Origin of the sequence: Micromonospora sp. NPDC049891 (assembly GCF_040660295.1) — a bacterium.
In the GTDB taxonomy this organism is placed as follows: domain Bacteria; phylum Actinomycetota; class Actinomycetes; order Mycobacteriales; family Micromonosporaceae; genus Micromonospora.
The window spans coordinates 22,598-47,599 of sequence record NZ_JBFAML010000022.1 but is presented as its reverse complement, the minus strand read 5'-3'; the positions used below and the strand labels follow the sequence as shown (position 1 = coordinate 47,599).

20 protein-coding genes are annotated in these 25,002 nt (G+C 71.6%); 12 read left to right on the top strand and 8 right to left on the bottom strand.

Going from position 1 to position 25,002, the window contains the following annotated elements; genetic code table 11:
* Nucleotides 1–71: 71 nt before the first annotated feature.
* Nucleotides 72–773: an amino acid-binding protein gene (locus AB0I71_RS23985; RefSeq protein ID WP_357588167.1), complete on the bottom strand. Its 702-nt coding sequence runs from the start codon at nt 771–773 to the stop codon at nt 72–74.
* 148 nt (nt 774–921) lie between these two features.
* Here AB0I71_RS23985 and AB0I71_RS23980 point away from each other — a divergent pair, with 148 nt between their 5' ends.
* Both AB0I71_RS23980 and AB0I71_RS23975 read left to right on the top strand, forming a co-directional pair.
* A complete protein-coding gene (locus AB0I71_RS23980) occupies nt 922–1,974 on the top strand; it encodes a phosphotransferase family protein (RefSeq protein ID WP_357588165.1) in 1,053 nt (350 codons plus the stop codon).
* Nucleotides 1,974–3,194 carry an acyl-CoA dehydrogenase family protein gene (locus AB0I71_RS23975; protein ID WP_357588163.1) on the top strand — a complete coding sequence of 407 codons (1,221 nt, stop codon included), beginning with the start codon at nt 1,974–1,976 and terminating at the stop codon, nt 3,192–3,194. Before AB0I71_RS23980 ends, AB0I71_RS23975 begins: the two co-directional genes overlap by 1 nt.
* Before the next feature lie 540 nt (nt 3,195–3,734).
* Here AB0I71_RS23975 and AB0I71_RS23970 read toward each other — a convergent pair.
* The 6 genes from AB0I71_RS23970 to AB0I71_RS23945 form a co-directional block, all read right to left on the bottom strand.
* Nucleotides 3,735–4,781 (bottom strand): LacI family DNA-binding transcriptional regulator, encoded by a 1,047-nt coding sequence (locus AB0I71_RS23970; RefSeq protein WP_357588161.1) that lies wholly within the window; start codon nt 4,779–4,781, stop codon nt 3,735–3,737.
* An 81-nt stretch (nt 4,782–4,862) separates the two neighbouring features.
* Nucleotides 4,863–6,296 (bottom strand): GH1 family beta-glucosidase, encoded by a 1,434-nt coding sequence (locus tag AB0I71_RS23965; protein WP_357588159.1) that lies wholly within the window; start codon nt 6,294–6,296, stop codon nt 4,863–4,865.
* Nucleotides 6,293–7,135 carry a carbohydrate ABC transporter permease gene (locus AB0I71_RS23960; protein ID WP_093402872.1) on the bottom strand — a complete coding sequence of 281 codons (843 nt, stop codon included), beginning with the start codon at nt 7,133–7,135 and terminating at the stop codon, nt 6,293–6,295. Before AB0I71_RS23960 ends, AB0I71_RS23965 begins: the two co-directional genes overlap by 4 nt.
* A 10-nt stretch (nt 7,136–7,145) precedes the next feature.
* Nucleotides 7,146–8,114, bottom strand: coding sequence for a sugar ABC transporter permease (locus AB0I71_RS23955; RefSeq protein ID WP_357588156.1), 969 nt, complete (start codon nt 8,112–8,114; stop codon nt 7,146–7,148).
* A 109-nt stretch (nt 8,115–8,223) separates the two neighbouring features.
* Entirely contained in the window at nt 8,224–9,513 is a 1,290-nt protein-coding gene (locus tag AB0I71_RS23950; RefSeq protein ID WP_357588154.1) for an extracellular solute-binding protein, read from the bottom strand.
* Between the two features lie 285 nt (nt 9,514–9,798).
* Complete coding sequence (locus tag AB0I71_RS23945) at nt 9,799–10,344, bottom strand: plasmid pRiA4b ORF-3 family protein (protein WP_357588152.1); 546 nt, start codon at nt 10,342–10,344, stop codon at nt 9,799–9,801.
* A 151-nt stretch (nt 10,345–10,495) separates the two neighbouring features.
* Between AB0I71_RS23945 and AB0I71_RS23940 the strand changes: the two genes are divergently transcribed.
* The 3 genes from AB0I71_RS23940 (at nt 10,496) to AB0I71_RS23930 (ending at nt 14,143) form a co-directional block, all read left to right on the top strand.
* Entirely contained in the window at nt 10,496–11,245 is a 750-nt protein-coding gene (locus tag AB0I71_RS23940; RefSeq protein ID WP_357588150.1) for a pyrimidine reductase family protein, read from the top strand.
* 245 nt (nt 11,246–11,490) lie between these two features.
* Complete coding sequence (locus AB0I71_RS23935) at nt 11,491–13,695, top strand: hypothetical protein (RefSeq protein WP_357588148.1); 2,205 nt, start codon at nt 11,491–11,493, stop codon at nt 13,693–13,695.
* A complete protein-coding gene (locus tag AB0I71_RS23930; protein WP_357588146.1) occupies nt 13,688–14,143 on the top strand; it encodes a hypothetical protein in 456 nt (151 codons plus the stop codon). The genes AB0I71_RS23935 and AB0I71_RS23930 overlap by 8 nt, the downstream gene beginning before the upstream one ends.
* Here the strand turns inward: AB0I71_RS23930 and AB0I71_RS23925 are convergent.
* Nucleotides 14,127–15,776, bottom strand: coding sequence for a hypothetical protein (locus AB0I71_RS23925; protein WP_357588144.1), 1,650 nt, complete (start codon nt 15,774–15,776; stop codon nt 14,127–14,129). The two genes, AB0I71_RS23930 and AB0I71_RS23925, sit on opposite strands and share 17 nt — an antisense overlap.
* A gap of 224 nt (nt 15,777–16,000) precedes the next feature.
* Here AB0I71_RS23925 and AB0I71_RS23920 point away from each other — a divergent pair, with 224 nt between their 5' ends.
* The 7 genes from AB0I71_RS23920 (at nt 16,001) to AB0I71_RS23890 (ending at nt 24,795) form a co-directional block, all read left to right on the top strand.
* On the top strand, nt 16,001–17,752 hold the full coding sequence (locus tag AB0I71_RS23920; RefSeq protein ID WP_357588142.1) for an ATP-binding protein: 1,752 nt from the start codon (nt 16,001–16,003) through the stop codon (nt 17,750–17,752).
* Nucleotides 17,753–17,772: 20 nt separating this feature from the next.
* Nucleotides 17,773–18,921, top strand: coding sequence for an exonuclease SbcCD subunit D (locus tag AB0I71_RS23915; protein ID WP_357588140.1), 1,149 nt, complete (start codon nt 17,773–17,775; stop codon nt 18,919–18,921).
* Complete coding sequence (locus AB0I71_RS23910; protein WP_357588138.1) at nt 18,921–21,395, top strand: SMC family ATPase; 2,475 nt, start codon at nt 18,921–18,923, stop codon at nt 21,393–21,395. The genes AB0I71_RS23915 and AB0I71_RS23910 overlap by 1 nt, the downstream gene beginning before the upstream one ends.
* Nucleotides 21,396–21,420: 25 nt before the next feature.
* Complete coding sequence (locus AB0I71_RS23905) at nt 21,421–22,389, top strand: hypothetical protein (protein ID WP_357588136.1); 969 nt, start codon at nt 21,421–21,423, stop codon at nt 22,387–22,389.
* Entirely contained in the window at nt 22,389–23,246 is an 858-nt protein-coding gene (locus AB0I71_RS23900) for a fused MFS/spermidine synthase (RefSeq protein ID WP_357588134.1), read from the top strand. The genes AB0I71_RS23905 and AB0I71_RS23900 overlap by 1 nt, the downstream gene beginning before the upstream one ends.
* An 83-nt stretch (nt 23,247–23,329) precedes the next feature.
* Nucleotides 23,330–24,022: a sigma-70 family RNA polymerase sigma factor gene (locus tag AB0I71_RS23895; RefSeq protein ID WP_099846938.1), complete on the top strand. Its 693-nt coding sequence runs from the start codon at nt 23,330–23,332 to the stop codon at nt 24,020–24,022.
* Entirely contained in the window at nt 24,019–24,795 is a 777-nt protein-coding gene (locus tag AB0I71_RS23890; RefSeq protein ID WP_357588131.1) for a zf-HC2 domain-containing protein, read from the top strand. Before AB0I71_RS23895 ends, AB0I71_RS23890 begins: the two co-directional genes overlap by 4 nt.
* The last annotated feature ends 207 nt before the right edge of the window (nt 24,796–25,002 follow it).

Sequence of the window (25,002 nt, the reverse complement as noted above, 5' to 3'; positions counted from 1 at the left end):
GCTGTTGCCGGTCGGTTGCCTCACCGTGTCCAGCCGCGACCGGCCCTGCGGTATGCGTCACAGCCACCCGGTCAGGGGTTGGCGCTGACCGGCGGCGCACCCACCAGGTCGAGCCGGTCGCCGAGGATCACCGCGCAGGCACGGACCAGCTGGGCGAGCCGGTCCACCTCGGTGGAGTGGAAGGCTGCCGGCGTGAGGGCCTCGCTGTGCTCGCGGGACACCACCAGGACCAGCCCGGCCCGGCCGAACGGCGCGACCGCGAAATGACCGCCGTCGGGCGCGGTCATCGACCGGGCGCGCAGCGGGGTCACCTCCGGCAGCGGCGGCGGCACCGGGGTACGCCAGCTGGCGTGCCCCACCGTCGCACCGCCACCGCCGGTACGGGACGCCCAGTCGACCGGCACCACCGCGGCGACCGCCCAGTCGGCGGCGAGCAGCCCCGGTACCGCGTCGACAAGGGTGGCCAGGCCGTCGGCCGGGTTGGCCGCGACCTGGGCCAGCAGCTCGGCGTCCTGACCGGTGGTGGTGGGCGCGCCGATCGCCCGCCAGACCCCGTCCACCCGTACGCCGGGGATCGCCGCCAGACCGGCCAGCAGCCGCTCCACCCGGGCGGCGCCCGGCCACACCACTGTGAAGTCGTCGACCGCCCGCCCGCCGAGGCGTTCCAGCACGACCACCTGGACGATGTCCGCCCCCGACACGCCGAGGGTGCGCGCCACCTGACCGAGCGTGCCTGGACGGTCCGGCAGGGTGACCCGAACGCGCAGCAACATTTCAAACCCCTCCGCTCGGCGGGCCGGCACACTGGCCGGCAGGCTGGTCCCAGCCTGGCAGTTGACCATTTCGTCCCTGTTGCGGCGGCATGTCCCGAGGGTCAAACCTGACCTTGACAACCCGCCGGAGCTGCCATGGACTGTCCGGATGACCGAACCGACCGCCGGCTCGCCCGCCGGTCTGGATCTCGACCGACTCCACGGCTACCTGGCGGCGCACCACCCCGAGCTGGCCACCGGCCCGTTACGGGCCGAGCTGATCGCCGGGGGCCGGTCGAACCTGACCTACCTGGTGCACGCCGGCGGGCGGGACGTGGTGCTGCGCCGCCCACCGCTCGGGCATGTGCTGGCCACCGCGCACGACATGGCCCGGGAGTTCCGGGTCATCTCGGCGCTCGCCCCGACCGATGTCCCGGTGCCCGGCGCCCTGCTGCTCTGTTCGGAGCCGGACGTGCTGGGCGCGCCGTTCTACCTGATGGAACGGGTGCGGGGCGAGGTGTTCCGCAGCCGCTCCCGGACCGACCAGCTCACCGCCGAGCAGCGACACGGGCTGGCCATGGCGATGATGGACACCCTGGCGGCGCTGCACACGGTCGAGCCGGCTGCTGTCGACCTGGCCGACTTCGGCCGCCCGGAGGGGTTCCTGGCCCGGCAGGTCCGCCGCTGGTCGGGCCAGCTCGACCGGTCCCGCAGCCGACCGTTGCCGGGCATCGACGAACTGCGCGACCGGCTCGCCGCCACCGCACCCGACGGTGCCAACGCCGGCCGGATCGTGCACGGTGACTTCCGGCTGGACAATCTGCTCGCCGCCGTGGAACCGGTGACGGTGACGGCGGTGCTGGACTGGGAGATGGCCACCCTCGGCGATCCACTTGCCGACCTGGGGCTGCTGCTGACCTACTGGGACGTGCTCGGCGGCAGCGAGGTCTCCGACGGCAACCCGGTCGCCGACGGCCTCGGCCCGCGAGCCGGTTTCCCCGACGGTGCCGAGCTGATCGACAGGTACGCCGGCCGCAGCGACGTCGACGTCGGTCCCCTGCACTGGCACATCGCGCTGGGCTGCTTCAAACTCGCAGTCATCTGCGAGGGCATCCACTACCGGCACACCCTCGGCCAGACCCTCGGCGAGGGCTTCGACACCATCGGCGGCCTCGTTGCCCCGCTTGTCGCACACGGACTGACCGCGGTGAAGGAGGCCTGATGGACTTCGCGTACGACGCACGGACCGAGCAGCTGCGCGCGGAGCTGACCGATTTCCTGGAGCAGCACGTGTACCCGGCCGAGGGGGTGCACGCCGCCCAGGTGGCCGCCGCCGGTGACCCGTGGGCCCGCCCCGCCGTGCTGGGCGAGCTGAAGGCCGAGGCACGCCGGCGCGGCCTGTGGAACCTCTTCCTGCCCGATCCGCGCCACGGTGCCGGGCTGACCAACCTCCAGTACGCTCCGCTGGCCGAGCTGACCGGGCGCAGCCCGCATCTCGCCCCGGAGGCGCTGAACTGCGCCGCGCCGGACACCGGCAACATGGAACTGCTCGCCGAGTTCGGCTCTCCCGCGCAACAGGAGCGCTGGCTCACCCCGCTGCTGGCTGGCGAGATCCGCTCCGCGTTCTGCATGACCGAGCCCGACGTGGCCTCCTCCGACGCGACGAACATCGCCACGTCGATCAGGCGCGACGGTGACCACTACGTCATCGACGGCCGCAAGTGGTGGTCCTCCGGCGCGATGGACCCGGCCTGCGAGATCCTCATCGTGATGGGCAAGACCGACCCGGACGCCGACCGGCACCGGCAGCAGAGCATGATCCTGGTCCCCCGCGACACCCCCGGGGTCACGGTCCGCCGGGGCATGCGGGTCTTCGGCTACAGCGACGCCTCGCACGGCGGTCACGCCGAGATCGACTTCGAGGACGTACGCGTGCCGGCGGAAAACCTGGTCGGCGCCGAGGGCACCGGTTTCGCCATCGCCCAGGCCCGGCTCGGCCCCGGCCGGATCCACCACTGCATGCGCCTGATCGGGATGGCCGAGCGGGCACTGGAGCTGCTCTGCCACCGGGCCATCGAGCGGGTCGCCTTCGGCCGCCCCCTCGCCGAGCAGGGCGTGGTACGCGAATGGATCGCCGAGGCCCGGGTCCGCATCGAACAGGCCCGGCTGCTGGTCCTCAAGACGGCCTGGCTGATGGACACCGTCGGCAACAAGGGTGCGCACGCCGAGATCCAGGCCATCAAGATCGCCACCCCCGCGATGGCCGAGTGGGTGATCGACAAGGCCATCCAGGCGTACGGGGCAGCCGGAGTCAGCCAGGACACCCCCCTCGCCGCGCTCTGGGCCCAGGCCCGCACGCTACGCCTCGCTGACGGCCCCGACGAGGTGCACCGCAACAGCCTCGCCAAGCGCGAGCTACGCCGCTGGACCACCCCTACCTGAGCACGGCCCGCCCGCCCCCATCTGAGTGCGGCCCGACCGTCCCCGCGTCAGCGTCGCCACGCCCGCACGTGGATGTGGCTGCGCAGGACTTGTCGGACCATCCCTAGTCGCAGGTGCTGCCAAGAGTCGAAGGACTACACCACCACCGCCCCCGGAAGTCACTTTCCGTGTCCATCGAGCCTGCCGCCTAAGGTGGTGTCTGACGCCTTTGCTCTGCTTCAACCGACGCAACGGTCACGCTGAGTGTCCTCGGTAGTCCGATAGCTGAATCTCGTCTCGCCGTTGCCGCTGGTCATACGCCAGTGCGTAGGTTGAAGCAGAGCAAAGCGTGCGAGGTGGCAGGTGGGACCGCGGGCGGGGAGTCACACGGCGTCAGATGCACGGAGAGTTGTCGGCTGCTCGGTGTGGTGTGGGCAACCTGGGTGCGGCACGCACGAATTCTTCGCCCGACGGGCAGGCCAGGACCGATCCGGGGCTCCGTGTGTTCGTGGGCCGGCGCGTTGATCCGGTCGGCGTCCGGCCCGGCGGCCGAGCTCGGGCTCAGGCGGAGGCGCGTTCGACGAACTGGGTGTCCAGGACGACGTGTGGGGCGGGGATCTCGTCGCCGCGGATGCGGGCGACAAGCAGCCGCGCCATCTGCCGGCCCATCTCCTCCACGGGCTGGAACACCGACGTCAGCGGCGGCTCGGCCTGCCGGGCGATCGGCTCGTCGCCGAAGCCGACCACGGCCACATCCTGCGGCACTCGGCAGCCGGCCTCGCGCAGTGTCCGCAGGGCGCCGAAGGCCATCAGGTCGGCGGCCACGAACACGGCGTCCAGGTTGGGGCAGCGCTCCAGCAGCTGCCGCATGGCCGTCGCCCCGCTCTCCTCACTGAAGTCGCCGTACGCGATCAGGTCGGGGTCGACGCCGAACCCGGCGGTACGGACCGCGTCCCGGTAGCCGGACAGCCGGGCCAGGCCGGCGCCCATGTCCTGCGGACCGGCGATGGTGGCGATGCGCCGCCGGCCCCGTCCGGCGAGATACTCGACGGCCTGCCGGGCCCCGCCGGCGTTGTCGACGTCGACGAATGAGACGGGCTGCGCCTCGGGGTGCAGCATCCGCGCGGGCCGCCCGCCGAGCACGGTGGGCAGGTCCCGCTCCTCCAGCAGGGTGGGCAGCGGGTCGTCGTCGTGCAGCGACAGCAGCAGTACCCCGTCGACGTGCTGGTTGGTGAGGTGGTGCTCGACGCGTTCCCGCTCCAGCGGCGACTGGGCCATGGCCAGCCACAGCTGCAACGGCGTCTCCAGCAGGGCGGAGCTGATCCCCCGGACGATGCCGGCGAAGAACGGCTCGGCGAAGATCCGCTCACCGGACTCGCTCACCACCAGGGCCACCGAGTCGGTCCGCTGGGTGACCAACGCCCGCGCGGCACGGTTCGGCACGTACCCCAGTTCGGCGATGGCCTGTTGCACGGCGGCCCGGGCCTCCGGACTCACCTGCGGAGAGCCGTTGACCACGCGGGAGACCGTGCCGCGGCCGACTCCGGCACGGGCGGCGACCGCGTCAAGCGTCGGCCGCCCGAGCGACCGGGTGCGCTGCGTTGTCATCGTCTCTCCTCCGACATCAGGCGGCCCCGGCACCTTCACCAGCGTCGGTGCCGGGCCGCCCGTTACTGGCTGGCCATCGCCCTATTGTGCGGCCAGACCGTTGCGTCGGATCACCTCCGCGTACCACCTGGCACTGGACTTGGGGATGCGCGTCTGCTTGTCGTAGTCGACGTAGATCATGCCGAACCGCTTCGTGTAGCCCCAGGCCCACTCGAAATTATCCATCAGCGACCAGGCGAAGTATCCACGCAGGGGGACGCCCGCGCTGATCGCCTCGTGGCAGGCGCGCAGGTGGGCGTCGAAATAGGCAAGCCTGTCGACGTCGTCGACCTGACCGTCGACCACCTCGTCGACGAAGGCCGACCCGTTCTCGGTGACGTAGAGCGGAAGGTCCGTGTACTCCTCGTGCACCCGGCGCAGCGTCTCCACCAGACCGGGGGCGTCGATCTCCCACCCCATGTCGGTCACCGGCACGCCCCGGGTGACGAACCGGACATCCTCGCTCCCCGGCCAGCAGGCCTGGGCCCGCCAGTAGGCTTCCGGCTGCTCACCGGGGATCGGCGCGGCCACCACGTGCCGGCTGTAGTAGTTGACCCCCACCACGTCCAGCGGCGTGGCGATGGTGGCCAGGTCGCCCTCGTGAACGTGGCTGAAGTCGGTCACCTTCGCCAGGTCGTCGACCAGATCGTCGGGGTACGCGCCGCGCAGGATCGGGTCGAGGAAGAACCGGTTGGCCAGCGCGTCGATCCGCCGGGCCGCGTCGACGTCGCCCGGCGCGTCGCTGGCCGGAGTGACCGGGTACAGGTTCACGGTCACCCCGAGCTGCGCCCCGGGCACCGCCGTACGCAGCGCCTGCACGGCCAGCCCGTGCCCGAGCATCAGGTGGTGTCCGGCACGGACCGCGTCGGCCCCGTCGGAACGGCCCGGGGCGTGCACCCCGGAACCGTAGCCGAGGAAGGCCGAGCACCAGGGCTCGTTGAGGGTCGTCCAGTACTTCACCCGATCGCCGAGCGCGTCCGCCATCAGCAGGGCGTAGTCGGCGAACCGGGCGGCGGTGTCCCGGGCCGGCCAGCCCCCGGCATCCTCCAACTCCTGCGGCAGATCCCAGTGGTAGAGGGTGAGCCAGGGCTCGATCCCGTTGGCCAACAGCTCGTCGACCAGCCGCTGGTAGAAGTCGAGCCCTGCGGCGTTCGCCGGACCCGACCCGCCCGGTTGCACCCGGGGCCAGGAGACCGAGAACCGGTACGACTTCAACCCCAGCTCGGCCATCAGCCGGACGTCGTCGCCGAGCCGGTGGTAGTGGTCGCAGGCGACGTCGCCGGTGTGCCCGGCAACCGTCCGACCCTCGGTGTGGCTGAAGGTGTCCCAGATCGACGCGGTCCGGCCGCCCTCGTTCGCCGCGCCCTCGATCTGGTACGCGGCGGTCGCCGCGCCCCAGAGGAAGCCGGGCGGGAAGGTCAGCGGCGGACGTTCGTCGAGGACGCCGACGGCGGGCGGGGTGGCGGGGTTGCTCACGACTTGACTGCACCTTCCATGATCCCGCCGATGATCTGGCGGCCGAAGAGAAGAAAGACGAGCACCAGCGGGATGGTGCCGACCGCCGTGGCGGCGAAGACCTGGGAGTAGTCCGTGTAGTAGGCGTACGACAGGAAGGAGAGCGAGACCTGGAGGGTCGGGTTCTCCGGGGTGAGGATCGCGTACGGCCAGAGGAAGGAGTTCCAGGTCTCCATGAAGGTGAGCAGACCGAGCACGCCGGCCGCCGGACGCAACGCGGGCAGCACGATGTTCCAGTAGATCCGGAACGTGCTCGCACCGTCGACGCGACCGGCCTCGATCAGCTCATCGGAGATCGCCTGGCTGGCGTACTGCCGCATCATGAACACGCCAAATGCGCTGACCAGGAACGGCACGGTCACCGCGTAGAGGGTGTCGTACCACCCCAGCGACTGCATCATGCTCCAGAGCGGGATGAGGCCCATCTGGGTCGGGATCATCATGGTGACGATGATCGCCAGCAGCAGCACGTTGCGACCGCGGAAGCGCAGCTTCGCGAAGGCGAAGCCGGCGAGCGAGCCGGTGAGCACCACCGACACGGTGACCACCGACGAGACGATGATCGAGTTCATCAGGCCCTTGAGGAAGTTGGCCGCGTCGTTGTCGAGCACCCGCCCGAAGTTGTCACCGAACGCGCCAGCCGGGGTCATCGGCGGTGGCACGTCATTGATCGACTCCAGGCTGCGGGTGCCGATCACGATCATGTAGTAGAAGGGGTAGATCGACAGCAGCGCCGCCAGGACGAGCGCCATGTAGGTAAGGGGACTGGTGCGCCACAGGCGCTTTGAAGCCGAGATCATCGATCTCTCCTCACTTGGCCGCGCGGCGGACGAGTACGAAGTTGATCAACGACACGAAGACGATGATCATGAAGATCGCCCAGGCGACCGCGGCCCCGTAACCTGCGGTACTCAGGTTGTAGATGCCCTTCTCGTACATGTACATGGCCAGCGTCTGGTACTCCCGCTGGTTGCCGCCGATGATGCTGCCGTTGGCGAAGAGCAGCGGCTCGGTGAAGAGCTGCATGCCGCCGATCGTGGAGAGGATGACCACGAAGATGAAGGTGGGCTTGAGCATCGGCAGGGTGATCTGCCAGAACTGCCGCCACTGGCTGGCACCGTCGATCGCGGCCGCCTCGTACAGGTCCTTCGGGATGGCCTGCATGCCGGCGAGCAGGATCAGGGTGTTGTAGCCGGTCCATCGCCAGTTGACCATCGTGGCGATCGCGGTCCAGGAACTCCACTCCTGGGCGCGCCAGTCGATCTGGTCCACCCCGACGAGGCTGAGCAGCCAGTTGAACAGGCCGAAGTCGCGCTGGAAGAGCATGCCGAAGACGATCGCGACGGCGGCCACCGACACCACGTTCGGCACGAAGATGGCCATCCGGAAGAAGGTCTTGGCGCGCAGGAAGGTCTGGTTGAGCAGGTTCGCCAGGAAGAGCGCCATCAGCAGCTGCGGGATGGTCGACAGGGCGAAGATGCCGAACGTGTTGACCAGCGCGTTCCAGAAGTAGCTATCGGAGAGCAACTCGGTGTAGTTGTCGAACCCGATGAACGTGTGCTCGCCGATCATGTCCCAGTCGTGCAGCGACATCCAGGCGGTGCGCAGCATCGGGTACAACCCGAAGGTCCCGAAGATCAGGAAGAACGGCGCGATGTAGAGGTACGGGGAGTACTTGAGATCCAGGCGGTTGAAGAGATATCCCCGGCGGCGGTGGGAGGGGGGATCGGGGGGTGGTGCTGCTGGCGACGGCGGCGCCGTCGTGGCCGACAGGCTCATGCGAATTTCCTTTTCCAGCGAGGCACGGGGGTCCTCGCGCAGGATGCTGCGCGGTGGGGACCGACCGGTGGCGTCCGGGGAGTCCCGAACGCCACCGGAGGGGAATCACTCAGAAGACACCCTGAGTCTTCGCGTCATTCGTGAACTGCTCCCAGGCCTTGTCCTTGCTGGCCTGCCCGTTCTCGAAAGCCCGCATCGCCGGCTCGAACGCGTTCTCCTTCACCGCCTGGTGCTTCGGGCCCAGGTGCACCGGCTCGATCTTGGCGACGCTCTCACCGAAGATCTTGCCGGTCGGCGCGTTGCTGAAGTACTCGTTGGTGTAGCTGAGGAAGGCCTCGTTCTTCAGCGCCTCCAGGTTGGTGGGCAGCGGGCCCTTGGCCTTGAAGGCCTCCACCTGGTTGGTGGCGTTGGTCAGGAACTCGGCGAGCTTCGCCGCCTCGGCCGGGTACTTGCTCTGCTCCGGCACGGCCAGCCAGGAGCCGCCCCAGTTGCCGCCGCCACCCGGCACCGCCGCCACGTCCCACTTGCCCTTGTTGGCCTCGCCGGAGTTGTCCGCGACGATGCCGAGCATCCAGGACGGGCAGAAGGTGGCCGCGAAGGTGCCCTGCTTGAAGCCACCGGACCACTCAGGCGACCAGGTGGACGCCTTGGCGGAGATGTCGACCATCGAGGTCGCGGTGTCCCAGGCGGCCTTCACCGCGGGGCTGGTGTCCGCGATGATGTTGTTTTCCTTGTCGTAGAACAGGTCGCTGCCCTGCTGGAACAGCACGCCGTTCGAGACTGCGGTGATCGAGTCGACGAACGCCTTGCCGGTGGCCTGCTTGTACTTCTGGCCAGTCTGGTGGAAGCCGTTCCAGTCCGGCCAGAGCGCCGAGACCGCGTCCCGCTCGGTGGGCAGCCCGGCCGCCTCGAACAGGTCCTTGCGGTAGCAGACGGCGAGGCTGCCGACGTCGGTCGGCAGGCCGATCAGCCGACCGTCCGGCGCCTTGCCCAGCTCCCACTTCCAGGGCAGGTAGTCGTCGGAGATTTCGGACGACACCAGCGGAGTGAGGTCAGCCCAGTTGCGCGGGTTGGCCTTGAACTCGTTGAGGATGCCCTCTTCCAGGGCGGTCACGTCAGCCGCGCCCTTGCCGGTGGCGAGGTAACGAACCAGCTTGGGCCGGTACTCGCCGAGCTGGGCGGTCTTGCGCAGCTCGACCTTGATACCGGTCTGCTGCTCGTACTGCTTGACCAGTTCGTCGTAGCCGAACTCGCCGAAGGTGTCGACAACCAGCTTCGCGGGCTTCTCGCCCTCGGCCGGCGTGTCGTCGTCATTGCCGCAGGCCGCGAGCCCGCCGATGGCGGTGATCGCGGCCAGGGTGGCTGCCGCCATGCGGGAACGCCGCGTGGTGAGGCTCATCCTGACCCCTCTTTCGATGGTGAGGCTGCTTTTGTCTGTGGTGGGGGGTGCCGCAGCGCCTGCCGGCACCGACTCGGTCAGCCGGCGTCGGCGCCCACGGGCGCGACATGTGATCCACGCCTCTTGGGAACGCTCCCATGAGATTGCCGGCAGGTGTCGGGAGTGTCAATAGTCCAGTGGGAGCGATCCCAGATCGTTACCACGCAGCTCGTTTGACCCGGCAAACAATCGGGAACCGCAGATAGGTTGCGCGCTCGCAAGCAATTCCGGGTTCGGAAACGACCGTCAGCAGAAACGACGCAGCAGGGTGTCGACCCGACCGGCGTCGAAGGCCGCCGGATCGAACCCGGCACCCACCCAGTCCCGCATCGTCCGATGCTCCGGATGATCCGGCTCGGCCAGCGCGGCGAGCATCACCAGATAACCCTGCGGCCCACCGACGTCCTCCGGCGGGCAGGCCCGCTCCCCGTCGAGGCAGCTCGGATAGCGCTCGTCCACGTCGGCGGTGAAGGCGTCCTCCACCAGCAGGTCGTGCTCCCACCAGTCGCCGAAGTCGTACGTGTAGTGGAACCGGCTGCCCTTGCCGACCACCGCGTCCAACCGGACGTCCAGCTCGTCGTGCAGGGCAAGCTCGCCGTCCGGGTCGGGCTCGCCGTACTGCACACCGTCGATCTCGAACGAGTGCAGGTGACAGTCGCGCCAGCCCATCGCGTGCTGCACCACCCGGTGCAGTCGATCCAGGGTGTATCCGCCGGGTACCAGCACCCGGCGCCAGATCGCCGGACGAACCCCGGACAGGGACATCCTCAGCTGGAAGATCTGACGCGGCATGGGTGTCCCATCCTCCCTCGGCATAGGCTGCGAGCATGATCTGCCGAGCGTGCCGGGCGCGGCGGCACGACGACTGCCCGGGCCGGAACTGGTGCGACTGCCAGCACCGTACCCCCCGACCCACCCCTCCCGTCACCGGTCCGGCCGGCGAATGAGCGACCGAGCACCGATTTCCGTTCTCTGGCCGGATCCGTCAGCCGATCCGGTGGACGACGACACGCTCATCGCCCGGTACGGCCGGACCGACCGACCGCATCTGCGGATGAACTTCGTGACGAGTGTCGACGGCGCGGTCAGTCTCGACGGCTACTCGGCCGGGCTGTCCGGCGCACCTGACAAGCGGGTCTTCGGGCTGCTCCGGATGCTCTGCGACGCACTGCTGGTGGCGGCCGGCACGCTGCGCCACGAGGGCTACCGGGCGATCCGGCTCGACGAACGACGCCGGGCCTGGCGACGCACGCACGGGCTGACCGAGTACCCGACCCTGGTCGTGGTCTCCGGCTCCCTGGACCTCGACCCGGCCCAGGCCGCCTTCGCCGACGCACCCGTCCGCCCCGTGGTGCTCACCCGCCCGGACGCGGCGGCACCCCCCGGCCTGTCCGCCGTGGCCGACCTGGTGCGCTGCGGTGACGACCGGGTCGACCTGGTCGCCGGGCTGGCCGAACTACGCCGTCGCGGACTCGGTCAACTGCTCTGCGAGGGCGGTCCGCAGCTGTTCGGTGCGCTCACCGCCGCCGACCTGGTCGACGAGGTGTGCCTCTCCGTCGCGCCCCTGCTCGCCGGGGCCGGACCCGGTCGGATCACCGCCGGTGTTCCGAGCCTGGCCGCCCGGAGCCTGCCGCTGCGTCACGTGCTGCTCGCCGACGACGGCACCCTGCTGCTGCGCCACGCCCGGAACTGACCGGACCGCAGCCGGCACCGCCGCGCCGCGAGCACTCGACCTGGCCGGCGCCGGACCGGTCCGCGCACCGGCGGCGCAGGCCCGTCAAGTTGCCCAAATACCCGCAAAGACGCAGGTCAGCTCACTACGGTGAACCGGTATCGGCGGCTGCCGGAAGGCGGGGAACGTTGACGCGCGAGGTGGTCGAGCTACGGGTCCACGGGGTTTCCGGAGCGTCCGCCGAAACACTGCTGGACCATCCCGTCGTGACCAGGGTCGCCGGCGACGACAACGCCGGGTTCTACCGCCCCCGGCCCGGCTTCGGCGAGAGCGACCGGCCGCAGGCACTGCGGGTTGAGGCGTACCGCTGGGGAGCGCTGACCGCCGGTGGCGCGGTGCGTACCTTGTCGCTGCTGTTCCTGCTGCCGTTCATGCTCGTCAACCTCGCGGTCTGGACGCGGCCGGCGACCGGCGGGGCCGGTGGTGTGATCGGCCCGCTGTGCCGGCTGCTCGCCGCGACCCTGACCGCCGCGTTCACGCTCTCCATGGTGGGCGTGACCATCGACATCATCGGCTGGCAGTGCATTCCCTACCAGCCCTGTGTGCGCGGTCGCGGCTACCTGTCGTGGCTTGGCGACCTACCGCTCGGACCCCGTCTGGCGCTGCTCGCTCTGATACCGATCGCTGCCTTGCGGCTGCTCTGGTGGCTCGGCGAACGCTCCGCCCGGGTGTTCGAGGCGTTTCCGGCCGCCCGTGGACAGGACCGCACCGTCGGCGGCGAGGATCGGGTCGACAGCCCCGGATTCTGGAACGACGAGCTGGTGGTACGCAGGCTGCGCGCCATCCACGTCGCGGTCGGGCTGGGCGTACTCGACGTCAGCCTGCTCGGCGCCCTGACCTATCTCTATCCCACCGCGGTTGGTCACCTGCTCTTCGGCGCTGCCTGGGTGCTGCTGGCGGCCTGTGCCGTGCTGCTTCTCCGGCCGGCACGGGTCGCACCGGACGGAGCGGGTCGAGGGCCGGTCGACCTGCGCGGCGTCCTACCGCTGCGGATCGGTGCCATCACGCTCACCGTGCTGGCTCTCGCCTACAGCGCGGTGCCGTTGGAGCCGGAGCCGCCACACGGGCAGTTGCCCGGTCACGCAGGCGCGGTGGCCGCGCTGGTGGCGACCCAGGCCGCGCTGCTCGGCGCGCTCGTCGCGGTGACCCTGCTCCAGCGCCGACACAGCCCGACCGCCAGGACCTCGTGGCTGGGTGGGCTCGCCAGCCCGGTCTTCGCCGCGATGGCGGTCGCCGTCTCGTACGGTTTCGCGGCCGCCCTCGTCTACCGGGTCGCGGACCTGCTCGACCGGGGGGAGATCCCGAACCCGGCCCGACAGAACCCCCCTGGCGCGCCGCCGTTGGAACCACCGGTCTCCTACCGCTGGGCGGCCCTGGCCGGATTGGTCACGGTCCTGGTCGTCGCCGCCACGGTGCTCTGGCGGATCGCGGTGACCCGCCGGCAGCGACGCCGGATGGCCGAGGAGATCGTCCGGCGGGACTTCCCCGACCCGCCGCCGGAGGCCCGGTCCCGACGCGAGGACGTCCGGGAGATCATCGCGCGGGCCGCGATCGCCGAGCACCTGGGGCCGGTCTTCACCGTGTTCCTGGCGCTGTCGGTGGTCGGCGTCGCCGTCGTCGCGTTGGACGTGGTCGGGATCGGGCCGTCGGAGCTGAGCCGACGGCTGGCCGGCACCGACGGCATGGCGGCCACGAACCTGGCCCTCGCCACCGATGTCGGGATGTACGTCATCGGCCTGGTCGGGCTCGGCATCGTGGTGCTCGGGTTGTTCTCCTACCGCTCCGACGAGACCCGGCGCACGGTGGCGGTGATCTGGGACCTCGGCACGTTCTGGCCGCGCACCGTGCACCCCTTCGCGCCGCCCTGCTACGCCGAGCGGGCCGTGCCGGAACTGGCCAAGCGGGTCGCGGCGCTCGCCGACCACGGTGGGGTGATCCTCTCCGGGCACAGCCACGGCTCGGTGCTGGCCGCCGCCACCCTGCTCCAGTTGCCGTCCCGGGTGCTGCCCCGGGTGGCGCTGCTGACCCACGGCAGCCCGCTGCACCGGGTGTACGCACGCCTGTGCCCGGCCTTCTTCGGCGACCCGACCCTCACCGAACTGGGCGACCGGATCGGGTGGCGGTGGGTGAACCTGTGGCGGGACACCGACTCGGTCGGCGGGCCGATCTTCTCGGCCCACCGCCCCGGACAGCGGCCGCACGTCGCGGGACCCGCCGGCACTGTCGACCGCCGGCTGCGCGACCCGCGTGGCATCACCGTGCCGCCCGACGACACCGTCCCGCCGCCGATCAACAGGCACTGGCCGTACCACACGGACGAGGCGTACGAGGCGGCCGTGCGGGAACTGGCCGGGCGGCTCGAACCAGGTGCCGGCAGCGGATCCGCTGCCGCGGTGGCACAAGATGCCTGACCTGCGGGCACCGGTGCCACCCGGTGGCGAACTGGGGCGAGCCGGCGGCGCGGGTCCCGCACGGCCTCGGTTGGCCGGCACGTTGCTGGCCGGGGCGGGCCTGGTCGACGTGCTCACCGCGTACGGCAACACGGTCACCGACCACTACGTGATCATCGCCGAGGAGGGCACGTACCACCTCGACGTGACCGGGTGGGCCTGGGCTCACCTGGTCGTCGGCGCCGCCGCCCTGCTGGCGGGACTGGCGGTGCTGACCGGACGGCGGTTCTGGACCCTGGTCGGCATCGGCTGTGCCACCGTCGGGATCGCCATCGGGGTGGTCGTCCTGCCGTACCTGCCGGTCCGGGCGGTGCTCACCGTGGCGCTCTACGCCGCCGCCCTCCGCCTGCTGGTGCGCCACCGCCGGGCGGGGCGACCGGAGGACGGCCCAGTCACCGCCCCACCGTAGTCGAACGGCCCTCGCAGATCCGGCCGGTGCGGGCCGGGTCGGCCTCCCGGTTGGTGGACCAGATCGGGTTCAGCGACAGCAGCAACTCGGGCGCCTGCCAGGCCGCACCCATCCGTTGCAGCACGTCGTACTCGCGGCGCGGCTCGTTCACCGGGTCACCGGCGATGAAGTCGACAAGCCGGTCCTGGACGCTCTGCCGACCGAGCAGGCCGCCATGGAAGGCGGGCCGCTCGTAGACCGGGATGCGGGCGTACTCGCCGGGTGGCGCCTCGACGGCGCTGACGGTCGGCAGGAAGGCGATCATCCGTACCCCGGCCACCGGGCAGAGCGTGCGGTTGCGGTAGAAGGGCGCCTCGGCGAGCACCGACCGGACGAACGGCTCGTCCGGATTGCTGTCGATCTCGCGGAAGAGGTTCGACGCGCCGGAGAGCAGGCGCAGCTCCCAGCCGGCCGCCACGCCCCACCCGGAGTGCCCGGGCGGCGGATAGTAGGCCCGCCCCGGTCGGACCAGCGGGCTGAACAGCAGCGCGGTGTCCACCGGTGACGGCTGTGGCCACTTCTCCAGGTAGGTGCTGATCACCATCGCGCCCTCGCTCTGCCCGACAAGCGCCACCGGCCGGCGGGTCCGGCGGTGCACCTCGTCGATATGTTGAGCCAGCAACGCCGCGCTGGAGCCCAGCGTGCGGTGGGTGGCCTGCGGCCCGTACGGCCGGGGCTGCCCCCGCTCGTCCAGCCCGAGGTAGGAGAAGCGCACCACCCGGGGGTCGGCCGGTGGCGTACCGTCCCAGCTCGAATCGTGACCGGCGAGGACGATCACCGTGTGCCGGACCCGGTCGGGCAGTCGCTGGGTGACCACCGGCGGATCCCACTGCCGGTGACCGCCCACCGCCATGCCGACCGCACCCTGCGCCGCCACCGACCCGAAGATCACGAGGACGATCACCAGCGGTGCCACCGGCACCCGGGCCCACCGGATCCGGACCGGCAGCGTCGCCGCGCGCACGGTCTGCCGCCACAGCAGCCCGTTCACCGCTCCGGCGAGACCGGCGAGGATGATGTCCGCCCAGCCGGGGGTCGCCGCGATCAGCGCAGCGGTGAGGGTGAGCACGACGAAGTTCAGCGAGGACCAGCCGAGCAGCGCCGCCGACGGCAGGCCACGCCACCAGTGCTGCGCCACACCGGCGCGTTGCAGGAACGGTGCGACAAGCAGCATCGGCAGCAGTGAGGCGAGCAGGTACCAGGAGAGCGACACCACGGAGAACGCCACCGACAGCGCCGCCCACGGCGAGATGATCACGGCGGCGAGCGCCGCGACCTCCACGTTGCGCCGGACCAGCCAGCGCCATGACGGTCGGGGCACCTCGGCCGGCCAGGCCAGGGCGGTCAGGCCGGCGGAGAGCACGCCGCGTAACGCGACCACCGCCAGCAGCCCGAGCAGGAAGGTCGACCACGAGTCGTGGTAGACCAGCAGCCACCGCAGGTCGTGGTAGGAGTCGTACGGCCAGACGGCGGTGACCTGCGGCGCGAGCGGCCGGGCGGACTGGAGGCCGACCCCGACCAGGAGCGCCGATTCCGCGACCGCCGGGACGGTGGCGAGCGCGAGCAGCCGGGTCAGTCTGCGCCTCTCCTCCACGGCCCCCTCCGTCCTCGCCACTCGCAGGATCCCCCGAATCGGCGGTGCGCGGAGCCGATCCACCGAGACGGTCCGCACGCCACGTCAGCGCGTCGTCGCCGTACGCGGTCGACGGCAGACCGCGACGTGCTCTGCGCCGCGTCGCGTGGCGGCCTGTCGTACTCCTCCGGCAGGATGCAGGGCGTGTGTGCCGACCGCGACGACCAGCCGAGCGGAGTTGCTTGATGACCGACCAGGGGTTCGACGGCCCAGGCGAGGGGGTGGGCCGGGTGCTGGGCACCGCCGACGCCACTCCCCTGCAGTTCTGGACGGCGGTCGCCCCGGGCAGCTATCTCCAGCTCGATGACGTGGTGGTGACCCGGCGGGAACTGCCCGACCGGGAGCCGGTGACCATCGCCGGGGTGGTCACCCAGGTCCGGGCGCGGCACGAGGGCGCGCAGTTCGACTCGGACGTCTTCGCCATCGCCGACGGCACGCTGCCCGCGCAGGTGCAGGAGGCCGCCGAGATCACCACCACCCGGGTCGATCCCGAGTTCTACGTGCCGCCGCAGCCGGGTGCCGTGGTGCACCGGGCGGAGGGCGACGCACGGGCCCGGGCGCTGCACTTCGACCGGATGGAACGGCGGATCCCGATGGGCACCGGCCGGGACGGTGTGCCGGTCTACCTGAACGCCGACTTCCTCGACGGCAGCCGGGGCGCCCACGTGTCGATCTCCGGCATCTCCGGGGTGGCCACCAAGACCAGCTTCGCCACCTTCCTCCTCTACTCGGTGTTCCGCTCCGGCCAGCTCGGCGGCGACGCGGTGAACGCCAAGGCCCTGATCTTCAACGTGAAGGGCGAGGACCTGCTCTTCCTCGACCATCCGAACGCCCGGCTCGACGATCCGACCCGGGCCGCGTACGCCCGGCTCGGCCTGGTCGCGGACGCCTTCCCCGACGTCCGGGTCTACGCGCCGCCCCGGGTCGGTGACTCGTCCGGCACGCCGGACGTGAGCAGCCGACTCACCGGCGTGGACAGCTTCTACTGGACGCTCACCGAGTTCTGCGCCGACCGCCTGCTGCCGTACGTCTTCGCCGACGCCGACGACGAGCGGCAGCAGTACACGATGGTGGTCCATTCCGTCGCCGCCCACCTGGCCCGGTACGCCCAGCCAGCCGACGGCGGCGTCAGCATCGACGGCGTCCGCCTGGGCAGCTACGGCGACCTGGTGGACCACGTCGTCGAGCAGCTCAGCGACGACGAGACGCGCGGCGACTGGGCGGGCAGCGCGGTGGGTCTGGGCACGGTGAACGCGTTCGCCCGCCGGCTGATCGGCAGCAAGAAGGACCTGTCCCGGCTGATCCGCGGGGACCTGGCCACCCGCCGCCCGCACAGCATCAACACCGCCGAGTCCGCCCAGGTCACAGTGGTCGACCTGCACAACCTGCCGGACCGGGCGCAGCGCTTCGTGGTCGGTGTGACGCTCAAGAGCGAGTTCGAGCGCAAGGAGAAGTCCGGCACCGCCAAACCGTTGCTGTTCGTGGTGCTCGACGAGCTGAACAAGTACGCCCCCCGCGAGGGGTCCTCCCCGATCAAGGAGGTGCTGCTCGACATCGCCGAGCGGGGCCGGTCACTAGGGGTGATCCTGATCGGCGCGCAGCAGACCGCGAGCGAGGTGGAGCGGCGCATCGTCACCAACTCCGCCATCCGGGTGGTGGGCCGGCTGGACCCGGCCGAGGCGTCCCGCCCGGAGTACGGTTTCCTCCCACCGGCCCAGCGGCAGCGCGCGCTGCTGGCCAAGCCGGGCACGATGTTCGTCAACCAGCCGGACATCCCGGTGCCGCTCTGTCTGGAGTTCCCGTTCCCCGCCTGGGCGACCCGGGTGTCCGAGGCGGGAGCCGCGCCGTCGCAGACCCTGCGTTCGATCACCCAGTCCGCCGATCCGTTCGCGGTGGTCGGGTCCGGCGGCGGCACCGACGACGACATTCCGTTCTGACCCGGGGGTTGGGTGACAGCATGAAGATCCTGCACACCTCCGACTGGCACGTGGGCAAGGTCCTCAAGGGGCAGTCGCGGGCCGAGGAGCACAAGCAGGTGCTGGCCGGGGTCATCGAGATCGCCCGGCGGGAACGGCCCGACCTGGTCGTCATCGCCGGTGACCTCTACGACACCGCGGCACCGACCCCGGAGGCGACCCGCCTGGTCACCCGGGCGTTGACCGCGCTGCGCCGCACCGGCGCGGACGTGGTGGCGATCGGCGGCAACCACGACAACGGCCCGGCCCTGGACGCGCTGCGTCCGTGGGCCGAGGCCGCCGGCATCACCCTGCGCGGCGGCGTGCGGGAGGATCCGGCCGAGCACGTCATCGACGGCACCACCGCCGGCGGGGAGCGCTGGCGGCTGGCCGCGTTGCCGTTTCTGTCCCAGCGGTACGCGGTCCGGGCGGTGGAGATGTACGAGCTGACCGCCGCCGAGACCACCCAGACGTACGCCGACCATCTGGGCCGCATCCTGGCCCGGCTGACCGAGGGTTTCGACGAGCCGGACCGGGTGCACCTGGTCACCGCCCATCTCACGGTGGTCGGGGCGGCCACCGGCGGCGGCGAACGGGACGCGCACACCATCATGGGTTACGCGGTGCCCGCCTCGATCTTTCCCGGCACCGCGCACTACGTGGCGCTCGGGCACCTGCACCGGGCGCAGCGGGTGCAGGGGCCGTGCCCGATCCGCTACAGCGGCGCCCCGCTCGCTGTCGACTTCGGCGAGCAGGAGAACGTCCCGGCGGTGACCCTGGTCGAGGTCACCGCGACGACGGCGGCGCGGATCCGCGAGGAACCGGTGACGGCGGCGACCGCGCTGCGCACCGTACGCGGCACCCTCGCCCAGCTCGCCGAGATCACCCCGCCCGAGGGTTGGCTGCGGGTGTACGTGCGCGAGCAGCCCCGCGCCGGCCTGCGGGAGGAGGTGCAGCAGCTGCTGCCCCGCGCCCTGGAGATCCGGATCGATCCGGAGCTGGTGCCGGCACCGGGCACCGGCACCCGGGTGGCCCAACGGTCCGGCCGTTCACCCCGGCAGTTGTTCGCCGACTACCTGGACAGCCGGGGCCATGCCGACGAGGGCGTCCGGGAACTCTTCGACGAGCTGCTCGAGGAGGTTGATCACTGATGCGGCCGATGCGGCTGGACCTGGCCGGCTTCACCGTCTTCCGCGACGCCACCACCATCGACTTCACCGACGCCGACTTCTTCGCCCTCGTCGGGCCGACCGGTTCGGGCAAGTCGACGGTGCTCGACGCGATCTGCTTCGCGCTGTACGGCACGGTGCCCAGGTGGGGCGGCACCCGAGGGCTGGGCAACGCGCTCGCTCCGTCGACCACCGAAGCTCGGGTCCGGCTGGTCTTCGAGTCCGGCGGTGCCCGCTACGTCGCCACCCGGGTGGTGCGTCGGGACAGCCGGGGCAACGTCAAGACCGCCGGTGCCGGGTTGCAGCTGATGCCGGAGGGTTTCGACGTCACCAAGCTGGACACCGGGCTCAGTCCGGAGGATCTCGGCGAGGTGGTCGCCGGCACCCCGGCGGAGATGGACGCCGCCGTGCTGGCGGCGGTCGGCCTGCCGTACGAACAGTTCACCAGCTGTGTGGTGCTGCCGCAGGGCCAGTTCGCCGACTTCCTGCACGCCCGCCCGGCCACCCGGCAGCAGATCCTGGTCAACCTGCTCGGGCTCGGCGTGTACGAGCAGGTGCAACAGCGGGCCACGACCCGGGCCGGGCAGGCGGAGGCGAAGCTGGAGGCGGTCGACCAGCTGCTCGCCGGGCTGGCCGACGTCGACGATGCCGCGCTGGAACGGGCCGCCGGTCAGGTCGAGCGGATGCGGGAGCTGGCCGGGTCGGTGACCGCCGCCGTACCGGAGCTGGAGGCGGCGCGCACGACCGTGCGGGAGGCCAACGCGGCGCTGGCCACGCTCGACGCCGAGCTGGCCGAGTTGGACGAGGTCCGGGCGCCGGCCGGGGTCGCCGAGGTGGCCCGAGCGGTGGCCGCGGCGCGGGCCGAGTCGGACGCGGCGGCGGCTGCGGTGTCGCTGGCCGAGGAGCGCGAGGAGAAGCTGCGCGGCGAGTTGACCGCCGCTGGCGACGAGAGCGCCCTGCGGATGCTGCTACGGGCGTACGCCGACCGGGAGCAGCTCTCCGATCAGGCGGAGCGGGTGCGGGCCGTGATGGAGGCGGCCGGCGTCGAGCACGACACGGCGGTCCGGGCGCTGACCGGGGCGCAGGCGGCGGCCGAGCGTGCCGAGGCGGAGCTGGCGGCGGCCTTCCAGGCGCACGAGGAGGCGAAGACCGCCGACCAGGCGACGGCGTTGCGGGCCCACCTGACCGACGGGGACGCCTGCCCGGTCTGCGAGCAGACGGTGGCCCGGGTGCCGGCGATTCCTGGCGGCTCGGCGGTGTCCAGGGCGGTGGCGGCCGGCAAGACGGCCCGGGCGGCGAGCGAGGCGGCCAGGAAGGTCGTCGCCGAGCGGGACGCTGCCGCGCGTGAGCTGGAGCGGGTGCTGCTGCGCGCCCGCACCGAACATGACGGGCTCCGGGCCCGCCTGGCCGGGCTGGACGAACAGCTCGCCGGTGCGGCCACCCCCGAGGCGCTGCGGGCGCGGCTCGCGGAGCTGGCCCGGCTGCGGCAGGGCCTGGAGGAGGCGACCACGTCGGTCCGCGCCGGCCGGGACGCCGCCCGGCAGGCCCGGGCAGCGGTGGAAGCGGCGCAGGAGCGGCTCCGGACGGCGTGGCGACGCTTCGACGGTGCCCGCGACGCGGTGGCCCGGTTCGGCCCGCCGGCCACCGACCGCGACGATGTCGCCGCTGCCTGGGCCACGTTGGCCGGGTGGGCGCAGGATCAGGCGCAGCGTCGCCGGTCGGAGCGGGCCGGGCTGGCCAGGGCCGTGGTCGAGGCCGAGACGGCGGCCGGCGCGGCGGCGGACCGGATCGCCGGCATCTTCGCCGACGCCGGGCTGCCCGCCCCGGACGATCCGGTCCGCGCCGCCACCGTCGCCGTGGAGCGGGCCGAAGCCGACAGCCGCCGACTGACCGAGCGGCGCGAGCAGGCCGGGGCGCTGCGGGAGCAGCGGGCCGGGCACGAACGCGAGGCGCAGGTGGCTCGGGCGTTGGCGGGGCACCTGCGGGCCAACAACTTCGAACGGTGGCTGCTGGCCGAGGCGCTGGATCTGCTTGTCGACGGCGCGTCGGGGATCCTGCGGGAACTCTCCGGCGGCCAGTACGACCTGGTCCACGACAAGGGCGAGTTCTTCGTGGTCGACCACCACGACGCCGGGCTGCGTCGCGGCGTTCGGACGCTCTCCGGCGGTGAGACGTTCCAGGCGTCGCTGGCGTTGGCGTTGGCGCTGTCGGAGCAGTTGGCCGGCATGTCCACCACCGCGGCCAGCCTGGAGTCGATAGTGCTGGACGAGGGCTTCGGCACCCTCGACGCGGCCACCCTCGACACCGTCGCCGCCACCCTGGAAAATCTCGCCGCCCGGGGCGACCGGATGGTCGGCGTGGTCACCCACGTACCGGCGCTGGCCGAGCGCATCCCGGTCCGCTTCGAGGTGCACAAGGACGCCCGCTCGGCCCGGGTGGAACGGACCGGCCGGTGAGCCGAGGGGTGCCGGTGATGCGGCGGTGAACCGGTTCTTCGTCGACGCCTGGGATCCGGGCTACGGGGCGTCGTTCGAGGCGTCGCCGGCCGGTCCGGCCGCGCCGAGCAGCGCCCAGGTCGAGGCGGAGCACGAGCTGCCGGTGGTGGACTGGCGGGCGATCGGGCCCCGTCCGGGGGTCCGGGCACCCGACGTGGTGCTGCTCGTCGACGGGGTACGCCGGATCGACGCCAGCATCTGGACAGCCGAGGAGGACGGCGGTTCGTTCCCCGGGCTGGCCGCCTCGTACGCCGCCGGGGTGGTGCGCTGCGACCTGGATCGCGGTGCCGCGCAGCTGGCCGGTGCCACGGTGGGGCGCGGCCTGTTCACCGCCAGCCCCTCGGCGACCGACGTGATGGCCGGCAACGTCCGTTACCCGGTGCACCGGGTCAGTGGCACCGGTGAGCTGGCCAAGCTGCCGGCTGCGGTGCAGGGGCCGTTGACCGCCCTGGAGGTGCAGGTGTCGGCCGCCGCGCGTACCGACGACGACCTGCTGGTGGTGGACGGGCCGTTGCGTAACCGGCGGCAGCTGCCCCGCACGCTCGGGTACATCAAGACCCAGCACAGCCAGTACCTCGACGCCCGACTCACCGCCGTGGTCACCGGCCTGCCGCCGGGCCACCGCTCGCCGGTGTTCCGGCTCGGCACCGCCTGGGGCGGCTGGTCGTGGTATCTGCGGCTGCCGGTGGCGGCGGGGGCGCCGTGGGCGGGAATCGTACGGCTGGAGTGCTCCGCCGACCTGGAGATCGCCGAGGCGGTACGGTTGGCCGACCTGTCGCTTGTCACCCTGCCCCGGTTCGCGTCGAGCCCGTACAAGGATCCCCGGGCCCCGCAGAACCTGGTCCCGATCGCCGGGCTGGAGCGACTGCTGCGCTCCCGGCTGGGCGACGCGCGGCTGCTGCATCGCGCGCTGACCCTCGCCGCCCGCAACGCCGCTGCCCGGGCCGGCCGCTGATGGGCCGGCGGCGCGACGCCGACCGGATCACCGAGCCGGTCGACACCGGGCTCGCCGAGTTGGTGCCGGATCCGGACCGGTCCGGCTCCTGGACGCTGCTGCTCGACGGGGCACCGCAGTCGCATGTGGACCTGACCGACCCGACGCACCTGGAGTTCGAGTACGTCCGTCGGCTGGCCGCCGCGATCGACCTGGTGGCACCTGCGGGTGCGCCGCTGCGGGTGCTGCATCTGGGCGGCGGTGCGCTGACCCTGCCCCGGTACGTCGCCGCCACCCGCCCGGGCTCGACGCAGCGGGTGGTCGAGGTGGACGGGGCGCTCGTCGAGCTGGTTCGGCGGGCGTTGCCGTGGCGGGCCGACCCGCGACTGAAGGTACGCGTGGGTGACGCACGGGCGGTGCTCGCCTCGTGCCGGGAGGCCAGTTACGACGTGGTGGTCGCCGACGTCTTCGCGGGTGCCCGGACACCGGCCCGGCTGACCTCGGTGGAGTACGCCGCCGAGGCGGCCCGGGTGCTGCACCCGGCGGGCTGGTACCTGGCGAATGTCGCCGACGGCCCACCGCTGCGCCACGCCCGGGGCCAGGTGGCCACCGTGCGGACGGTGCTGCCCCGGGCGTGTCTGGTCGCCGACGCCGCGGTGCTGCGCGGCCGGCGCTACGGCAATCTGGTGCTCGTCGCCGGACGTCAGGACCCGCCGGTGGCCGCGCTGACCCGCCGCGCCGCAGGTGACTGGTTTCCCGGCCGGGTGCTGGCCGGGGCGGAACTTGACCGCTTCACCGGCGGTGCCGCGGTGGTGCACGACGACGGTGCCATCGACTCGACGCCACCTCCGCCGGGGATTTTTTCCGTCCGACGTTGATCCGTTCGGTGCCGCCCTCCGTACCAGTCAGCAGCCATGCCCGTGGGGGGACGGCTTTCTGTCCATGGACGTCGGAGGTCTGCATGCACGCACTGGCGGTCGGTTGGCAGGGCGACCGGGTGCGGGTGGACTGGATGTCCGCCCGGTCCCAGTCGCGGCCGACCACGTCCACCCGTGGGGTCGACTCTCGCGCGGCGTCTCGCCAGAATAGCCCGGTGACGCCGCGACCCACCCCTGGCCGCCACCAGGCTTCCACCACCGAAGCCGCCCACTCCGACCAGTTGGTCCGCACGCTCTACGCGGAACACGCCGGACCGCTGCTGATGTTCGTGATGCGGTTGACCGGCGGCGACCGGCAACGGGCCGAGGACATCGTCCAGGAGACGCTGCTGCGGGCCTGGCGCAACGCTCATCGGCTGGGCACGCAGGGACAGGGGTCGCTACGGCCATGGCTGGTGACGGTGGCGCGACGGATCGCCATCGACGAGCACCGCAGCGAGCAGGCCCGGCCGGCCGAGACGTACGACCGGGACCTGACCGCGTTCGCTGAGGCCGACAGCACCGACCGGGTGCTGCGGTCGATGACTGTGGCGGACGCGCTGCGAACGTTGAGTCAGTCGCACCGGGAGATCCTGGTGGCGACGTACTTCCGGGGCCGGACGGTGCCGGAGGCGGCCGAGGAGCTCGGTCTGCCACTTGGCACCGCGAAGTCGCGGGTCTACTACGCGCTGCGCGCGCTGCGCACAGCTCTGCAGGAGAGGGGGGTGACGGAATGAGCCGGGTTGACCACATGGACGTCGCCGCGTACGCGCTCGGCGTGCTTGACGAACAGGACATGGAGCGGTTCGAGGAACACCTCGCGACCTGCTGGGCGTGTGCCGGCGAGTTGGAAACGATGGTGCCGGTGGTCGGGCTGCTCTCCGACATCGACGAGGAGTCGATCACGGCGCTGGAGCAGACCCACTCGGATCCGGTCCTGTTGGACCGGACGCTGGTGGCGCTGCGTACGCACCGTCGGCGGGCCCGGTTCCGGCAGGTCCTGGCGACCGCGGCGGCCGTGGTGGTCTTCGGTGGGCTGACCGGTGTGGTGTTCAGCAATCTCACCGACAGCAGCACCGCACCGCCGCTCGCCGGGCCTACCACGGCACCGGTCGACACGCCGACCAACCGCCCCGGCAACCCCAGCGGTCCGAACGTGGGTGGCAACGAGCAGGAGGGTGAACAGGTCGACGTCACCGACCCGGCCACCGGCGTCGATGCGACGTTCTGGCTGATCTCGAAGGACTTCGGCACCAAGATGGACTTCAGCCTCAGCAAGTTGCCGGGGCCACGCACCTGCCGCCTGGTGGTGGTCCGCGACGACGGCTCCACCGAGGTCGTCTCCACCTGGTTGGTGCCGGACGGCGGGTACGGCACGAACGCCAACCCGCAGTTGCTCGCCCTGTCGGCGGCCACGTCGACGAAGCTGGACGACATCAAGCACTTCGAGGTGCAGGAGATCGACTCGCGGGGAGCCACCGACACTCTGGTGACCGTCCCCACGGCCTGATCCGCATCGACGAAGGCCCGCCTCGGTCGAGGCGGGCCTTCGTCGTCCAGGTTCACCCCCACCGGGCAGGCACAGCGACCTGGGGATACGGACTCACACGCACAGCTGGCCCAGACGGTTCAACGGATTCTTGTGAACTTGCCCACCCTTTCGGATTCAACCTTGACAGCGCTCGTCCCGTATTTCCCGGTGAACTTGTCAAGTATG

What these genes read in the sequence shown, in the direction of transcription:
- AB0I71_RS23985 (WP_357588167.1), bottom strand. Translation starts at nt 773, where the DNA reads ATGTTGCTGCGCGTTCGGGTCACCCTGCCGGACCGTCCAGGCACGCTC.
- AB0I71_RS23980 (WP_357588165.1), top strand. Translation starts at nt 922, where the DNA reads ATGACCGAACCGACCGCCGGCTCGCCCGCCGGTCTGGATCTCGACCGA.
- AB0I71_RS23975 (WP_357588163.1), top strand. Translation starts at nt 1,974, where the DNA reads ATGGACTTCGCGTACGACGCACGGACCGAGCAGCTGCGCGCGGAGCTG.
- AB0I71_RS23970 (WP_357588161.1), bottom strand. Translation starts at nt 4,781, where the DNA reads ATGACAACGCAGCGCACCCGGTCGCTCGGGCGGCCGACGCTTGACGCG.
- AB0I71_RS23960 (WP_093402872.1), bottom strand. Translation starts at nt 7,135, where the DNA reads ATGATCTCGGCTTCAAAGCGCCTGTGGCGCACCAGTCCCCTTACCTAC.
- AB0I71_RS23955 (WP_357588156.1), bottom strand. Translation starts at nt 8,114, where the DNA reads ATGAGCCTGTCGGCCACGACGGCGCCGCCGTCGCCAGCAGCACCACCC.
- AB0I71_RS23950 (WP_357588154.1), bottom strand. Translation starts at nt 9,513, where the DNA reads ATGAGCCTCACCACGCGGCGTTCCCGCATGGCGGCAGCCACCCTGGCC.
- AB0I71_RS23945 (WP_357588152.1), bottom strand. Translation starts at nt 10,344, where the DNA reads ATGCCGCGTCAGATCTTCCAGCTGAGGATGTCCCTGTCCGGGGTTCGT.
- AB0I71_RS23940 (WP_357588150.1), top strand. Translation starts at nt 10,496, where the DNA reads ATGAGCGACCGAGCACCGATTTCCGTTCTCTGGCCGGATCCGTCAGCC.
- AB0I71_RS23930 (WP_357588146.1), top strand. Translation starts at nt 13,688, where the DNA reads ATGCCTGACCTGCGGGCACCGGTGCCACCCGGTGGCGAACTGGGGCGA.
- AB0I71_RS23920 (WP_357588142.1), top strand. Translation starts at nt 16,001, where the DNA reads ATGACCGACCAGGGGTTCGACGGCCCAGGCGAGGGGGTGGGCCGGGTG.
- AB0I71_RS23915 (WP_357588140.1), top strand. Translation starts at nt 17,773, where the DNA reads ATGAAGATCCTGCACACCTCCGACTGGCACGTGGGCAAGGTCCTCAAG.
- AB0I71_RS23910 (WP_357588138.1), top strand. Translation starts at nt 18,921, where the DNA reads ATGCGGCCGATGCGGCTGGACCTGGCCGGCTTCACCGTCTTCCGCGAC.
- AB0I71_RS23900 (WP_357588134.1), top strand. Translation starts at nt 22,389, where the DNA reads ATGGGCCGGCGGCGCGACGCCGACCGGATCACCGAGCCGGTCGACACC.
- AB0I71_RS23895 (WP_099846938.1), top strand. Translation starts at nt 23,330, where the DNA reads ATGCACGCACTGGCGGTCGGTTGGCAGGGCGACCGGGTGCGGGTGGAC.
- AB0I71_RS23890 (WP_357588131.1), top strand. Translation starts at nt 24,019, where the DNA reads ATGAGCCGGGTTGACCACATGGACGTCGCCGCGTACGCGCTCGGCGTG.